The sequence below is a fragment of the Pseudomonas sp. Irchel s3h17 genome, assembly GCF_900187505.1.
In the GTDB taxonomy this organism is placed as follows: domain Bacteria; phylum Pseudomonadota; class Gammaproteobacteria; order Pseudomonadales; family Pseudomonadaceae; genus Aquipseudomonas.
In genome coordinates this window covers 101,024-116,145 of the sequence record NZ_FYDL01000005.1, presented here as the reverse complement: position 1 = coordinate 116,145, position 15,122 = coordinate 101,024, and the positions used below count along the sequence as shown (strand labels likewise).

Genomic DNA, 15,122 nt, shown 5'->3' with positions numbered 1-15,122 from the left:
ACCCTTAATAAGTCCGAATCTTAGGTTCAAAAGTCGGAACAGTCTTCGGCGAGAAGTTCACGGCACGCTTGGTCACGCGCTTGTCACCCGGGAAGTAGAGGGTGTGGCACAGCCAGTTTTCGTCGTCACGGTCTTCGAAGTCTTCACGGGCGTGAGCACCGCGGGACTCTTTACGTACTTCAGCAGCGATGGCGGTGGCTTCGGCCACTTCCAGCAGGTTCTGCAACTCAAGCGCTTCGATACGCGCAGTGTTGAACGCCTGCGACTTGTCGTTGATCTTGACGTTGGCGATGCGCACGCGCAGGTCAGCCAGCTGGGCGATACCCTTCTGCATGTATTCGCCGGTACGGAATACACCGAAGTAGTTCTGCATGCAGTTTTGCAGCTCGCGACGCAGGGTAGCCACGTCTTCGCCTTCGGTACGCTCGTTGAGGGCGGACAGACGTGCCAGGGCCGCATTGATGTCGGCGTCGGTGGCTTCGTCGTATTCGATACCGTCAGTCAGCGCCTTTTCCAGGTGCAAGCCGGCAGCACGGCCGAACACCACCAGGTCGAGCAACGAGTTGCCGCCCAGACGGTTGGCGCCGTGAACCGATACGCACGCCACTTCACCCACTGCGAACAGGCCAGGGATGATTTCGTCGACGCCTTCGTCGTTCTGGGTGATTGCCTGACCGTGAATGTTGGTCGGAACGCCGCCCATCATATAGTGGCAGGTCGGAACAACCGGAACCGGAGCAACAACAGGGTCAACGTGTGCGAAAGTCTTGGACAGTTCGCAGATGCCTGGCAGACGGCTGTGCAGCACTTCCTCGCCCAAGTGGTCGAGTTTGAGCATCACGTGGTCGCCATTCGGACCGCAACCGTTACCGGCGATGATTTCTTTAACCATCGAACGGGCAACAACGTCACGACCAGCAAGGTCTTTGGCGTTCGGAGCATAACGCTCCATGAAACGCTCGCCGTGCTTGTTGATCAGGTATCCACCTTCACCACGGCAGCCTTCAGTAACCAGTACACCAGCGCCGGCGATACCGGTCGGGTGGAACTGCCACATTTCGATGTCTTGTACCGGCACGCCTGCTCGCAGGGCCATACCAACGCCGTCACCGGTGTTGATCAGGGCGTTGGTGGTCGACGCATAGATACGACCTGCACCGCCGGTGGCCAGCACGGTGGCCTTGGCGCGGATGTAGGTGGTTTCGCCAGTTTCGATGCAGATGGCGATCACGCCGACGAACTCGCCTTCGCCGTTCTTCACCAGATCGACAGCGTAGTACTCGTTCAGGAACACGGTACCGGCTTTCAGGTTGCCCTGATAAAGGGTGTGCAGCAGAGCATGACCGGTACGGTCGGACGCGGCGCAAGTACGCGCAGCCTGGCCGCCTTTACCGTAGTCCTTGGACTGACCACCGAATGGACGCTGGTAGATACGACCTTGCTCGGTACGCGAGAACGGCATACCCATGTGGTCCAGCTCGTAAACGGCAGCCGGGCCTTCCTGACACATGTATTCGATAGCGTCCTGGTCACCGATGTAGTCGGAACCCTTGACGGTATCGTACATGTGCCAGCGCCAGTCATCGTTCGGGTCCGAGGAAGCGATAGCACAGGTGATGCCACCCTGAGCCGATACGGTGTGCGAACGCGTCGGGAAAACCTTGGTGATTACGGCGGTCTTGTGACCACCTTGTGCCAGTTGCAGCGCTGCGCGCATGCCGGCACCGCCGCCGCCAATGATGATGGCGTCGAAAGAAATCGTTGGAATGTTAGCCATGAATCAGATACCCCAGAGAATCTGCACACCCCAGACGAAGTAAGCGAACATCGCAACGCCGCATACTGCCTGGAAAAGGAAACGTACTGCAGTCGCGGACTTGCCCAGCGCCATCGGCGTCAGGTAGTCGGTCGCGATGGTCCACATGCCGACCCAGGCGTGAGCGCCCAGGGCAACGAGGGCCAGCAGACTGAAGATACGCATCCCGTTGTGGGCGAACAGGCCATGCCACTGCTCGTAGCCAATGCCCGGATTCGCTGCGAGGTATCCGATCAGGAAAATGAAATAAGCCGCGAGAACAACCGCAGACACACGCTGCGCCATCCAGTCATAGAGGCCCGAACGCGAAAGGTTCGTAACGCTGGTTACCATATCCAAACTCCTGCCAGAACGATCAACACCACGGAAACGGCGATGATAATTTTCGAGCCCAGGCGGCCGCCTTCCAGCGTCTCACCGATGCCCATGTCCATGATCAAATGGCGCACACCGGCTACCAGGTGATACAGCAGAGCGGACAGGAGGCCCCATGCTACGAACTTGGCCAGCGGACTGGTCAAGCATGCCTTCACGTCGGCAAAACCTTCCTCGGAACCCAGGGATTTGCCCAATGCATACAGCATGAAGCCAAGGCCCAGGAAGAGGATGATGCCGGAAACACGGTGAAGAAACGACGTAACGCCGGTGATGGGGAGTTTGATGGTCCTTAGGTCTAGGTTTACAGGTCGTTGGCTTTTCACGGCTTTTTTTTCACACTGAAGAGCCCCTAACAATCAGGGCAAAGTTGTTGGGGAGTGCACTGGTCAGGTAACCACCACCCAGGGATGCGACCCCCAATAAAGCAGGCCCAAAAGCCCCTGGCGGTCGGTGGCCGAGTATAGACAGTTAGGCTACTAATGACAACGCGTTCACCTTCCCCTAATAGCTGATTGCACAAGCGCAATAAAAGGCGTAAACGGCAGGTAATTTCGAGGAAAAAGTCCGGTTAAAGCCTTCTGGAGCAAGACTTTAGGCAAATTGACATTCGAATTTATCTCACTATAGTGGTGCGGGCCCTGCGTGGGGGGTCTGTCTGATGATTTCAAGCATAAATAGGAGGCCACATGGCTGACAAAAAAGCGCAGTTGATCATCGAGGGCGCAGCCCCCGTCGAGCTGCCCATTTTAACCGGCACCGTTGGTCCCGATGTTATCGACGTTCGGGGCCTGACGGCCACGGGCCGCTTCACCTTTGACCCGGGCTTCATGTCGACCGCTTCCTGCGAGTCGAAGATTACCTATATTGACGGCGATAACGGCATTCTGCTGCACCGCGGCTACCCGATCGAACAACTGGCCGAGAAGTCGGACTACCTGGAAACCTGCTACCTGCTGCTCAACGGCGAACTGCCGACAGCAGAGCAAAAGGCCCAGTTCGTTGGCACCGTGAAGAACCACACCATGGTTCACGAGCAGTTGAAGACCTTCTTCAACGGCTTCCGTCGCGACGCCCACCCAATGGCCGTGATGTGCGGTGTAGTCGGCGCCCTGTCGGCCTTCTACCACGACTCCCTGGACATCAATAACCCGCAGCATCGCGAAATCTCCGCGATCCGCCTGGTTGCCAAGATGCCGACCCTGGCAGCGATGGTTTACAAGTACTCCATGGGCCAACCCATGATGTACCCGCGCAACGACCTGTCGTACGCGGAAAACTTCCTGCACATGATGTTCAACACCCCGTGCGAGATCAAACCGATCAGCCCGGTACTCGCCAAGGCCATGGACCGGATCTTCATCCTCCATGCCGACCACGAGCAGAACGCATCGACCTCCACCGTACGCCTGGCAGGCTCCTCGGGCGCCAACCCGTTCGCCTGTATCGCTGCCGGCATCGCAGCCCTCTGGGGCCCGGCTCACGGCGGCGCCAACGAAGCCGTATTGACCATGCTCGACGAAATTGGCGATGTCTCGAACATCGACAAATTCATTGCCAAGGCCAAGGACAAGAACGATCCGTTCAAACTGATGGGCTTCGGTCACCGGGTTTACAAAAACCGCGACCCACGCGCCACCGTCATGAAAAAGACCTGCGACGAAGTGCTCAAGGAACTCGGCATCCAGAACGATCCGCAACTCGAACTGGCCATGCGCCTGGAAGAGATCGCCCTGACCGACCCGTACTTCATCGAGCGCTCGCTGTACCCGAACGTCGACTTCTACTCGGGGATCATCCTCAAGGCGATCGGCATTCCAACCAGCATGTTCACCGTGATCTTCGCCCTGGCGCGGACCGTCGGCTGGATCTCCCACTGGAAAGAAATGCTCTCCAGCCCGTACAAGATCGGCCGCCCGCGCCAGCTGTACACCGGCTACGAGTCGCGTGACATTACCAAGCTGGAAGACCGCAAGTAAGCGCTGCCTTGTTGTAGCTTGTTGAGTTGCACCGGAAACGGCCTCTATTTATATAGCGGCCGTTTTTGTTTGTGTCCTTTTTAGCGAACGGCAACTAGCACCATGATCGAGTACATATCCGTTTCCTCGATAACGGCCCGTTATGGTTCCGCCCTCACGGCAGGTCACTTTCGAAAAGCCGAGTGCCAGCCCAAAGTAACCAAAGCACTCTTGCCCCTTTCGTTCAGCCCTTCGCCCAGGCTCAGGGCGCCCTCGCCCTGAGCCTGCTCCGCCGGCCCGCGAGACGCCGAACAATCAGACGCCTGCTGCGGCAGACAAGGTGGATACATTAATTGACTGCATGAACGTCGGCGACTGGCTGGCAGTGCACACAAGCGTCGCTCAGCCCAGGTGGCCGAAGGCTATCCCCAATGTATAGCTTCAATGGTTGCACGGCGCATACAACCCGCATCTGGCGCCGCCATGCATTTCCCCAATGACAGCCGGATCAGCGGACCGGATCGGACAGTGAGAGGATTTCGATGCCCATGACGCGCCCCTCAAGAAACAGGATGACTGTCTGGGCTGCCGGCAGAGCCGGCGACTATCAGGCATCGCGCCTGACCACGCGCCGGTGGCAATCTGCCGGGGTCAATACCTTGCCCCCTCTGGAACGGACCGCGATGATCTCGACCGGCTCCGCCAGGTCGTTGTCCAGCAGAACCGAATAACGCTCGCCCTTACTGAAGAGGAAGCGCTCACCCCACTGGCGCATGCTGACCACTATGGGAAACACGGAGCGCCCCATCTCGGTTAGAACATACTCCTTGTAGGCACTGCCGTCGGACGCCGGCTGGACGTCGAATACGCCCAACTCGACCAACATCTTGAGCTTGACCGTAAGGATGTTTCTGGCAAGCCCAAGACGCTTCTGGAATTCACTGAAGCGGCGAACGTCATCGAAAGCGTCACGAATGATCATCAATACCCAACGATCTCCGATAGCCTCAAGTGTCCGGGCCACGGGGCATTCGCTCTGTGCCAGTTGCTTCTGTCTGGCCATGACTCTCCAACCTTCCCGGGCAGATTGTTTATGAAAAAGCCCTAACGGCAGACGATTTTTTTTACAAAAACTAGTTGTATATTAAAACTTGATTTGCTAAAAATCAACGCATCGGTTTTCTTTCGAAACCACATAATTCCAAGGATGGAGTGATGACGCTGAACCCTCAAAAACCTTTGAAAATGGACTTCGAAGCCGAAAAATCAGCAGGCGGAGCTACCACTCTTCCCCCTCAGGGGCGTGCAGTCACCCCCCTCAGCCGTTACCAGACACTTCTCTTCGCTGTCACTTGCGCCATGGCCGTGGCCAATGTCTATTTCGCACAACCGCTGCTGGAGTCCATGGCCGCCAGCCTGTCGGTTCCGCCCAGCACTATCGGCGTGGTGGTCACTGCTACTCAGGCCGGATATGCGGTGGGACTGCTTTTCATAGTCCCTCTGGGCGATCTGCTGAACCGCAAGAAACTCATCCTGACGCAGATGCTGATGTCGGCCGTGGCCTTGTGCGCAGTAGGACTGGCCCAAGGTTGGGGCATGCTGCTCGGCGCGATGGTGCTGGTCGGTCTGATGGCCGTCGTGGTTCAAGTGGTGGTCGCCTACGCTGCCACACTGGCAAGCCCGGACCAACGTGGCGAAGCCATCGGAACGGTGACCAGTGGCGTAGTGCTGGGCATACTGCTCGCCCGCTTCGTCTCTGGCGCGGTGGCCGACCTGGCCGGATGGCGAGGCGTCTACTTCGTGTCGGCAGCCTTGATGGTTGGCATGGCGCTGGTGCTATACCGAACCATGCCAGCGTCGACAACGCCGCCAGTCAAAGGCAGCTACTGGCAGTTACTGCGTTCGGTCTTCCAGTTGTATCTGACAGAACACACGCTGCGCGTCAGAGGCACCTTCGCCTTGCTCATATTCGCCGCATTCAGCGTGTTGTGGACCGCAATGGTACTGCCGCTAAGCGCGCCTCCGCTGTCGCTGTCACATACCCAGATCGGCCTGTTCGGTCTGGCCGGAGTGGCCGGCGCACTGGCCGCAGCACGGGCCGGACGACTGGCCGACCAAGGGCTCGGCAACCGCACGACAGGCATTGCACTGGTGCTATTGACCTTGTCCTGGCTGCCAACCGCGTTTATTGAAAGCTCATTGCTGGCCATGGTGGTGGGCGTAGTCCTGCTGGACTTTGCCGTGCAAGCGGTGCATGTGACCAATCAGAGCCTGATCTTCGCGGCGCGGCCCGATGCGCAAAGCCGTCTGGTGGGCGCCTACATGTGTTTCTACTCAGTGGGTAGCGGTGTGGGCGCAATGGCTGCCACTTACACTTATGCTCACTTTGGCTGGGTGGCCGTTTGCCTGTTGGGTGCCGCCTTCAGTGGGATAGCCCTGTTGTATTGGTTGTATCTGGAGCTGACTTCCCGATAACTTCTTGAACCTTGAAAACCTATTTCCATTGTTTACAAACTCTGGCGTGGAACTGTGTGCCTGCCACACAAACTTGAACATTAATATGAGGCATGTATGGCACTGCACACATTAACTATTACCTCGCATCAACTTGAATTTCAGCTACCGGTCAATGCCCCCTTTACGGATATAGAGTACGAGGCTGGAGGAAAAAGCGTGATTCCTCTGGGCTGCCGCGTAGGGGCGTGTGGCGCCTGTCTGATCAGGGTTACATCAGGTATCGGGGCGTTGAATCCTCGGGATGATGATGAAGAGGCTTTTATCGAGGTACTGGGTTACAGCGGTGAAGAATACCGACTGGCCTGTCAATGCCGGATAAGAGGTGAAGTAGCCATTGATATCATTAGCTGATCGTTGCAGTTGCAGTCCGGTCTTTATTTAAAGCGTTTAAACAAACTAAAAGAGGTTTGATTATGCTTAACCGTGTAAAGAATGTTGGTTATGGTGATCGCACTCCTTTTCTCAACGCCGCCGCTTCGGTGAATCCGCGCGGGGAAATTGACCAGATAATCGACCTCCAGGTAGAGCCCAGGCCTGGATGCAAGCGCTGTTTTCCCGAGTGAGCCTCGCCGATAGCCTGACGTCCGTAGCGTGACACAGCCCACCATCATGAAGGCAACTCATCAATGAAACCACTGCACGTAGTGTTGGCTGTACTGATCACGGCAATCTGGGGTGTCAATTTCTCGGTGATCAAACTGGGACTGGCAACCGTAGATCCGTTCATCCTGGCGGGTATCCGCTTCAGTCTCTGTGCGTTACCGGCGATCTTCTTCATCCGCAAGCCCGATGTGCCCTGGCGCTACATCATCGGTTACGGGCTGGTGTTCGGCATCGGTCTGTGGGGCGTGGTAAACCTGGGCATCAAGGCCGGACTCTCGGCAGGAATCGCCTCGCTGGTGCTGCAGTTCAGCGCGTTCTTCACCCTCCTGCTGGGCGGGTGGGTGTTCAAGGAAGCGCTGACACGCTTTCAGGTGCTGGGCATGCTGATCGCACTCGCCGGGCTCTTGTGCATCATCATGATCAGCGATGGCTCGGTCAGCCTGCCAGGCGTGCTTCTGGTACTGGTTGGCGCAGCCTCATGGAGCGTAGCCAATATCATCAACAAGAAGGCCAGCACCAAGGATGTCTTCGGCTTTCTGGTCTGGTCCAGCGCCTTCTCGCCGATCCCGTTGTTCGCCCTCGACTACGCGGTTAACGGCAGCGCCGGCTATACCACGTTCGTCAATCAGGTAGACACGACCGCCGTGCTGTCGATTCTGTTTCAGGTCTACCCCAATACCCTGTTCGCCTACTGGATATGGAACTCGCTGCTCAAGACCTATCCCGTTTCAACGGTAGCGCCACTGTCGTTGCTGGTGCCGATCTTCGGCATGCTCGGTTCTGTTTTCGTATTCAACGAAAGTGTGCCGCTGAGCAAAGTACTGGCGGTGGTGCTGATCGTGCTCGGCCTGGCCGTCGGCCTCTATGGACAGCGTATTTTCAATGCTATGGGCGCGCGTCCTGCGCGTACTTCAATATGAATCGACGGGCGGCTGGCGAAGTAGCGGCTCCAGCCAGGCTTCCACTGACGCTGTTTGTGCCGATGGTACTTATCTGGCCAATCCTCGGGGGCGTTCAACTTTATGCTGCCCGTCTATGTGTCGAGCCACGGCTGGGCGCTGTTTGAACTTGGTGTGCTCGATGCGGTGTTTGGCATGGGCATGGCGCTGATCGGGGTGCTGGTCATCATTGCCAATACCGGTCGTAACCTGTTGGCTTATCTGTCAGCCCTGATCGCGCTATCGGTGATTTCCACGTCAATGTGGTTGCTGATGCCAGACACTCTGTTACTGAAAGCACTGAGCCTGTTGATTCTCGGCATGGCTTTCGGCGGTGCGCGGGTGCATATCCGTGTCGCCATCGCCTGCCGCTACAGCGAGGCCGCTGTGGGCTTGTATGTCAGCCGGGCGAATGCCCTGGCCACGCCGGTGCTGCTGGTCACATTGACCGTCGCTCTGTTGTTGCAGACATCGGCGACCCGCTTTGCCCGAGGGCATACGCGCGTCGAAGCAGTGGGAGCCTGAATAGGCGCCGTGCATTTCACTTGATAGCGTCGGGAAGGGCGTTTCAAGATACACGAGCGGGTAATGCGTAGCCCTTGGACTTCGCTCGCGGCGTGGCTTCAGCTACCGACGGGGCATCCGGCCAGTAATGGTCCAAAGAGGGCCGTGAGGGGTGATGCCGGGCAGCGCACGTTGGTGGCGCCCAATGCTGTGATTCAAGCGATGAGCCGCCACTGTCCTGGCATTTTAATCAACGCCCAACAAAAATGCCCCGGTCTCTGGACCGGGGCATTTCGTTTAACGCAGCTTATGTGTAGTTCGCTGAAGCCTTAGTGCGAAACCGCCCCACTCGCCCCCAACCCGGTCTGCGAACGAACGAACTGCGGGAAGAACAGCGCCCGCTCATTGTCCGCCGCCGTCGACTTGTCGGTGATCGAGAAGAACCAGATCCCGACAAACGCAATCATCATCGAGAACAGCGCCGGGTACTCATACGGGAAGATCGCCTTCTCGTGATGCAGGATCTGCACCCAGATGGTCGGACCCAGCACCATCAAGCCCACCGCACTGATCAGGCCCAGCCAGCCGCCAATCATCGCCCCACGGGTGGTCAGCTTCTTCCAGTACATGGAAAGCAGCAGGACCGGGAAGTTGCAGCTCGCCGCAATGGAGAACGCCAGGCCTACCATGAACGCGATGTTCTGGCTTTCGAACAGGATACCCAGGCCGATCGCCAGCACCGCCAGGGCAATGGTGGTGATTTTCGAAACGCGGATTTCATCCTTCTCGTTGGCCTTGCCCTTCTTGATCACACTGGCATACAGGTCATGCGACACCGCCGATGCACCGGCCAGGGTCAGGCCGGCAACCACCGCCAGAATGGTGGCGAACGCTACCGCCGAGATAAAGCCCAGGAAGATACTGCCACCCACCGCGTTGGCCAGGTGCACCGCCGCCATGTTGTTACCGCCCAGCAAGGCGCCAGCAGCGTCTTTGAAGGCCGGGTTGGTGCTGACCAGCAGGATCGCGCCAAAGCCGATGATGAAGGTCAGGATGTAGAAGTAGCCGATGAAGCCAGTTGCATACAGCACGCTCTTGCGAGCTTCCTTTGCATCACTCACGGTGAAGAAGCGCATCAGGATGTGCGGCAGGCCCGCGGTACCGAACATCAGCGCCAGGCCCAGGGAGAACGCGGAGATCGGGTCTTTCACCAGGCCACCCGGGCTCATGATCGCTTCACCTTTCGGGTGAACCTTGATCGCCTCGGAGAACAGCATGTTGAAGTCGAAGTTGACGTGCTTCATCACCATCAGTGCCATGAACGAAGCACCGGACAGCAGCAGCACAGCCTTGATGATCTGTACCCAGGTGGTCGCCAGCATGCCGCCGAACAACACATACATGCACATCAGGATACCCACCAGGATCACCGCAACGTGGTAATCGAGACCGAACAGCAACTGGATCAGTTTGCCGGCACCGACCATTTGCGCGATCAGGTAGAACGCCACCACCACCAGCGAACCGCAGGCAGACAGGGTGCGGATCTGGGTCTGCCCGAGGCGGTAGGACGCCACGTCGGCAAAGGTGTATTTACCCAGGTTACGCAGACGCTCGGCGATCAGGAACAGAATGATCGGCCAGCCCACCAGGAAGCCGATCGAGTAGATCAGACCGTCATAGCCGGACATGAACACCAGCGCGGAAATCCCCAGGAAGGACGCCGCCGACATGTAGTCACCGGCAATCGCCAGGCCGTTCTGGAAACCGGTGATCTTGCCGCCCGCCGCATAGTAGTCGGCAGCCGAATTGTTACGCTTGGAGGCCCAGTAGGTGATGCACAGCGTCGCGCCGACAAAGGCCACGAACATCAGGATTGCCGAAATATTGAGCGGTTGCTTGTGCACTTCGCCGGTGAGTGCCTCGGCCGCCCAAACGGCGGGAGCGAAGGCGGCAAGGCCCAGGACTGCAAATAGGCGCCGGATCATTGCTTGGCCTCCTTCAGAATCGCATTGTTCAGATCGTCGAACTCGCCGTTGGCGCGTCGTACATAGATGCCGGTCAGAATGAAGGCCGAAACAATCAGCCCCACACCAATCGGGATGCCCCAGGTAATCGACGACTCAGGGCCGATCTTCGCCCCCAGTACGTGCGGCCCGTAAGCGATCAGAAGAATGAATCCGGAGTACAGCCCAAGCATGATCGCCGAGAGTATCCAGGCGAACTTTTCCCTTTTACGAACCAGCTCCTTGAAGCGCGGGCTGTTTTGAATCGAGAGGTAAATGCTGTCGTTCATTGTTTTTATCCTCGCAGCACAGATATGTATTGGAACGTTATCCACTGTATGCGGCTCAAGGAGAGGTTCCAGACGACCTTAGTCTTAGAACGCAAAGTGTCGGTTTCACCCATTGAACGCGGACAAAAACAAAGGCCCGCGAGGCAAAAATGCCAAGCGGGCCTGGAAGGTGCTGACTAGACGCGTCGAATTAAATCACTGGACCCACTCGGCCACTCGTTCCGGGTGTTTGGCCACCCAATCCCGGGCCGCGACATCCGGCTTGGCGCCATCCTGGATCGCCAACATGACTTCGCCGATTTCGTCTTTCGAGGCCCACTGGAAGTTATGCAGGAACTTGGCGACTTCCGGCGCCTTCTTCTCCAGCCCCTTGCTGCCGATGCTGTTGACGGTTTCCGCCGCGCCGTAAACGCCCTTGGAATCGTCAAGGAAGCGCAACTTCCACTTGGCGAACATCCAGTGCGGTACCCAGCCGGTCACGGCAATGGACTCTTTCTTCTCTTCCGCGCGGGTCAGCTCGGCAATCATCCCGGCGCCGGAACTGGCCTGCAGCTTGTAGTCGAGGCCGTAGTCCTTGATGGCCTGGTCGGTCTTGAGCATTACGCCTGAACCGGCATCGATGCCGACGATCTTGTTCTTGAAGGTGGTGTCATCCTTCAAGTCAGCGATGGAAATGGCCTTGACGTACTCCGGCACGATCAAGCCGATTTTTGCGTCCTTGAAGTTGGGACCGTAGTCGACCACCTTGTCCTTGTTCTTCGCCCAGTACTCACCGTGGGTCACCGGAAGCCAGGCCGAGAGCATGGCATCGAGCTTGCCCGTGGCCACGCCCTGCCACATGATCCCGGTCGCCACGGCTTGCAGTTTCACGTCATAGCCGAGCTTCTGCTTGATCACCTCCGCCGCCACGTGAGTGGTCGCCACGCTATCGGACCAACCGTCGACATAGCCGATGCTCAGGGTTTTGCTGTCGGCAAATGCCTGCGTGGAGCCGATCGCCAGTGCCAGAGCGGCACCGGCGCCTAAGAGTCGTCGCATCTTCATCGTTACTTCCCCGAAAGTGCTGCGCCCGACGAATGCCGAGCAGCGTCAACGTATGTGCACAGCGCCTCCATCACGCCTCACCGCAAACTCGTTCGAACATCAGCGGAGTACTGATGCCTCGATCATCAACCGCGCGACCTCGGCGACCTGCTCTGCGAGCGACCTCAAGGCAGCGAGAAACGACATCGGAAATCCAGTAACGACACCTCGGCGAATTACCCGGGCAACTCCCGCCCGAACTTTGCATAGCAACATCATGCAGCCCACCAAGCCTCTGGCAAATACAGGTAAGATGCGCGGCTTTGTTCCCGGATGGCTTGACCATGCCCGCCAGCTCGCGTTTCCCTTTTTTCGCTTATCTGTTTGCCTGCCTGCTCGGCCTGTTTGCCCTGTGTGGCTACTGGTACGGCCTCGGCCAACCGGTGGTATTGCCGGATGCCGCCAGCGCCACGCACAAACTGCAGTGCGCCTCCTACACTCCGTTCGATAAAGACCAATCGCCGTTCGACCAGCCATTCAACCTGCGTCCCGAGCGCATGGACGCCGACCTTGCACTGCTGGCGACCCGCTTTGAGTGCATCCGCACCTACTCGATGACCGGCCTCGAAGCCCTGCCGGACCTGGCGCGCAAGCACGGCCTGAAAATGATGATCGGCGCCTGGGTCAACAGCAACCCGGTGGACACCGCCAAGGAAGTCGAGCTGCTGATCGCCGAAGCCAACGCCCACCCGGACGTGGTCACTGCGGTGATCGTCGGCAACGAGGCCCTGCTGCGCAAGGAAATCACTGGCACGCAACTGGCCAAACTGATCAATCACGTCAAAAGCCAGGTCAAACAACCGGTGACCTACGCCGACGTCTGGGAATTCTGGCTCAAACATCCTGAAATCGCCCCGACAGTGGATTTCCTCACCATTCACCTGCTGCCGTACTGGGAAGACGATCCGTCGAACATCGACGCCGCCCTGCAACACGTCGCCGAGGTACGCCAGGTGTTCGGCAATCGCTTCGCGCCCAAAGACGTGATGATTGGCGAAACCGGCTGGCCGAGCGAAGGCCGCCAGCGGGAAACCGCCGTGCCCAGCCGGGTCAACGAAGCCCGCTTCATTCGCGGCTTTGTCGCCATGGCCGAACAGCAAGGCTGGCACTACAACCTGATCGAAGCGTTCGACCAACCCTGGAAACGCGGCAGCGAAGGCGCGGTCGGTGGATATTGGGGGTTGTTCGACGCAGACCGTCAGGACAAGGGTGTTCTCGCAGGCCCGGTCAGCAACCTGCCGTACTGGCCGCAATTGCTGGCCGTGGGCGGACTGGTTTTCCTCGGCGCGTTGATGCTGGGAGGCCGCGTGCGCAGCACCCGCTCAGCATTGATATTGCCGCTGCTGGGCGCCGTCGCGGCCTGCTCTATCGGAACCTTCGCCGAGTTGGCGCGCGTCACCAGCCGCTCTGCCGATGAATGGATCTGGGCTAGTTTGCTGGTCGCACTGAACCTGCTGGTCCTGGTCCATGGGGCACTTGGCCTGAGCGCCAGGACCGGCTGGCGTGCACGCGCCTTCAATGCTTTGGAGCGTCGCGCCGGCTGGCTGCTGGCCGCGGCCGGTTTTGCCGGTGCGGTGATGATGCTGGGACTGGTGTTCGAACCGCGGTATCGCAGCTTCCCAAGCGCCGCCCTGCTGCTGCCAGCACTGGTCTACCTGACTCGCCCGGTCAGTGCTCCTCGCCGTGAAATCGCCCTGCTGACCTTCATCATCGGCGCCAGCATCGCCCCGCAGCTGTACCGCGAAGGCTTGCTCAATCAGCAAGCTTGGGGCTGGGCACTGGTCAGTCTGATTATGGTAGCGGCACTGTGGCGGAGCTTGCGAGCGAGCAAAGGTCAGCGCTGATCGAAAAAATCTTCTTGAACTCTAGATAGACCGCCGTCTTTTGGTGGACCGAATATGAGTGACAAACGCCTTGAAGCTCTGGGGGTACCTAGTGAAGTACTCCCCTCTCACGTGTTCAAAAACTGCTTGCGCATCAGCAGCGCCACGCATAGCAAAATCGAGCCGTTTAGCGGCTGGTTGGTTCACGATGTCTGAAGGGGCGAAATTCTCTACCGCCACAGTTCCGTCTTTATTCCTTGGCGGGGATGCGGCAAAACGCTGAAGAACTGAGTACTGTTCTCGGGCAGTATCCAATGTTTCTTGTGCTTGCACTCTCACCGCCAATGCATTGCGCATCCTTCCATGATCAAGAGCCTCTGGAAGTGCCAAGTCTAGTGCGTCAATCTGAGAAACATTCAGGCTTCCAGATTTTGAAACCAACCCTGCAGATCTTTTTACGGCAGAGTTTCCAACGGCTTTGACTGAAAGAAGTGGCGTGCTTACGGTGTTACCGAAGGCGCCGAAAACCGCATTGCCCGCCGCGTGCTGCTTAGAACTAAAATAAGCAGCACGCCAGGGACCATGTCCACTCGGATCCACACGATTAACCGGATCCCCCAAGCAGTATGCATACGCATTCACCCCACCATCCTCAAACGGACTCAGACTGTCCGGGCTATTAAATCTCATCAAAACTGGATTGAAAGCACGGTACCCGATCCCAAGCAGATAATGCCCGGTCACTAGATCCCTACGCTCACCATTGAACCCCAGAAGACTGATCAAGCCACTTTCGGGAGAACGATGACCATATGGGGAGTAAACAGGTTGCTGATGCTGGCTAACGGTGACGGAATGTAGAACCGAGCGTTGCAGGTCGGTCGCCAGCAAGGCACAGTCAACTCTTCCCGCCTGATGCTGTTGCAGTGCCAGGAGCCGTGCTTCGTGTTCGAACACCGAATACTGAACCTGCCCTAGCATCTCAGTGGCCAAATGACCTTTTCGGTAAAAGCGCTGAATGCTCTGTTGATTCAGCGGCGCACAACTTGCAACCCGATCCAATGGATCATAGTGATAGCGGCACAACAACGTGTCTCGCTGAACAGTCATGGCGGCATCCGTTTCATATCCGGTGTTCGGATGGCTAGATTCGGAGTTATCGGGACGGACGTCTACTATCAGAACTGATAGGTAGTGAGTGGAACTCGC

At 57.9% G+C, this 15,122-nt stretch carries 14 protein-coding genes; 6 read left to right on the top strand and 8 right to left on the bottom strand.

Annotated elements, in window-relative coordinates; genetic code table 11:
• Window positions 1–4: 4 nt before the first annotated feature.
• Genes sdhA through sdhC form a run of 3 tightly spaced genes read right to left on the bottom strand, consistent with a single transcriptional unit; the run spans window position 5 to window position 2,517 of the window.
• Window positions 5–1,777 carry a succinate dehydrogenase flavoprotein subunit gene (gene sdhA, locus CKW25_RS08490; protein ID WP_095078736.1) on the bottom strand — a complete coding sequence of 591 codons (1,773 nt, stop codon included), beginning with the start codon at window positions 1,775–1,777 and terminating at the stop codon, window positions 5–7.
• A gap of 3 nt (window positions 1,778–1,780) precedes the next feature.
• Window positions 1,781–2,149, bottom strand: coding sequence for a succinate dehydrogenase, hydrophobic membrane anchor protein (gene sdhD / locus CKW25_RS08485; protein WP_045057756.1), 369 nt, complete (start codon window positions 2,147–2,149; stop codon window positions 1,781–1,783).
• A complete protein-coding gene (sdhC, locus tag CKW25_RS08480; RefSeq protein ID WP_056852964.1) occupies window positions 2,143–2,517 on the bottom strand; it encodes a succinate dehydrogenase, cytochrome b556 subunit in 375 nt (124 codons plus the stop codon). The genes sdhD and sdhC overlap by 7 nt, the downstream gene beginning before the upstream one ends.
• A gap of 363 nt (window positions 2,518–2,880) precedes the next feature.
• Here sdhC and gltA point away from each other — a divergent pair, with 363 nt between their 5' ends.
• On the top strand, window positions 2,881–4,170 hold the full coding sequence (gene gltA / locus CKW25_RS08475; RefSeq protein WP_095078735.1) for a citrate synthase: 1,290 nt from the start codon (window positions 2,881–2,883) through the stop codon (window positions 4,168–4,170).
• 586 nt (window positions 4,171–4,756) lie between these two features.
• Here the strand turns inward: gltA and CKW25_RS08470 are convergent.
• Window positions 4,757–5,212: a helix-turn-helix domain-containing protein gene (locus CKW25_RS08470; RefSeq protein ID WP_095078734.1), complete on the bottom strand. Its 456-nt coding sequence runs from the start codon at window positions 5,210–5,212 to the stop codon at window positions 4,757–4,759.
• Between the two features lie 152 nt (window positions 5,213–5,364).
• Here CKW25_RS08470 and CKW25_RS08465 point away from each other — a divergent pair, with 152 nt between their 5' ends.
• From CKW25_RS08465 to CKW25_RS08450, 4 genes are all read left to right on the top strand, one after another.
• Complete coding sequence (locus tag CKW25_RS08465) at window positions 5,365–6,624, top strand: MFS transporter (protein WP_095078733.1); 1,260 nt, start codon at window positions 5,365–5,367, stop codon at window positions 6,622–6,624.
• A 96-nt stretch (window positions 6,625–6,720) separates the two neighbouring features.
• Entirely contained in the window at window positions 6,721–7,017 is a 297-nt protein-coding gene (locus CKW25_RS08460; protein WP_095078732.1) for a 2Fe-2S iron-sulfur cluster-binding protein, read from the top strand.
• A 275-nt stretch (window positions 7,018–7,292) separates the two neighbouring features.
• Window positions 7,293–8,189, top strand: coding sequence for an EamA family transporter (locus CKW25_RS08455; protein ID WP_095078731.1), 897 nt, complete (start codon window positions 7,293–7,295; stop codon window positions 8,187–8,189).
• Between the two features lie 102 nt (window positions 8,190–8,291).
• On the top strand, window positions 8,292–8,732 hold the full coding sequence (locus tag CKW25_RS08450) for a hypothetical protein (protein WP_256577946.1): 441 nt from the start codon (window positions 8,292–8,294) through the stop codon (window positions 8,730–8,732).
• Window positions 8,733–9,040: 308 nt separating this feature from the next.
• Here CKW25_RS08450 and CKW25_RS08445 read toward each other — a convergent pair whose 3' ends face one another.
• The 3 genes from CKW25_RS08445 to CKW25_RS08435 form a co-directional block, all read right to left on the bottom strand.
• Window positions 9,041–10,699 carry a cation acetate symporter gene (locus CKW25_RS08445; protein WP_095078730.1) on the bottom strand — a complete coding sequence of 553 codons (1,659 nt, stop codon included), beginning with the start codon at window positions 10,697–10,699 and terminating at the stop codon, window positions 9,041–9,043.
• A complete protein-coding gene (locus CKW25_RS08440) occupies window positions 10,696–11,007 on the bottom strand; it encodes a DUF485 domain-containing protein (RefSeq protein ID WP_095078729.1) in 312 nt (103 codons plus the stop codon). Before CKW25_RS08440 ends, CKW25_RS08445 begins: the two co-directional genes overlap by 4 nt.
• Window positions 11,008–11,202: 195 nt before the next feature.
• The gene (locus CKW25_RS08435; RefSeq protein WP_095078728.1) at window positions 11,203–12,051 is read right to left on the bottom strand and encodes a glycine betaine ABC transporter substrate-binding protein; all 849 of its coding nucleotides are present in this window, start codon (window positions 12,049–12,051) and stop codon (window positions 11,203–11,205) included.
• 281 nt (window positions 12,052–12,332) lie between these two features.
• Between CKW25_RS08435 and CKW25_RS08430 the strand changes: the two genes are divergently transcribed.
• The gene (locus tag CKW25_RS08430) at window positions 12,333–13,934 is read left to right on the top strand and encodes a glycosyl hydrolase family 17 protein (protein WP_095078727.1); all 1,602 of its coding nucleotides are present in this window, start codon (window positions 12,333–12,335) and stop codon (window positions 13,932–13,934) included.
• Between the two features lie 21 nt (window positions 13,935–13,955).
• On the opposite strand, the gene CKW25_RS08425 is transcribed toward CKW25_RS08430, so the two are convergent.
• On the bottom strand, window positions 13,956–15,023 hold the full coding sequence (locus tag CKW25_RS08425) for an RHS repeat-associated core domain-containing protein (RefSeq protein WP_095078726.1): 1,068 nt from the start codon (window positions 15,021–15,023) through the stop codon (window positions 13,956–13,958).
• Window positions 15,024–15,122 lie beyond the last annotated feature (99 nt).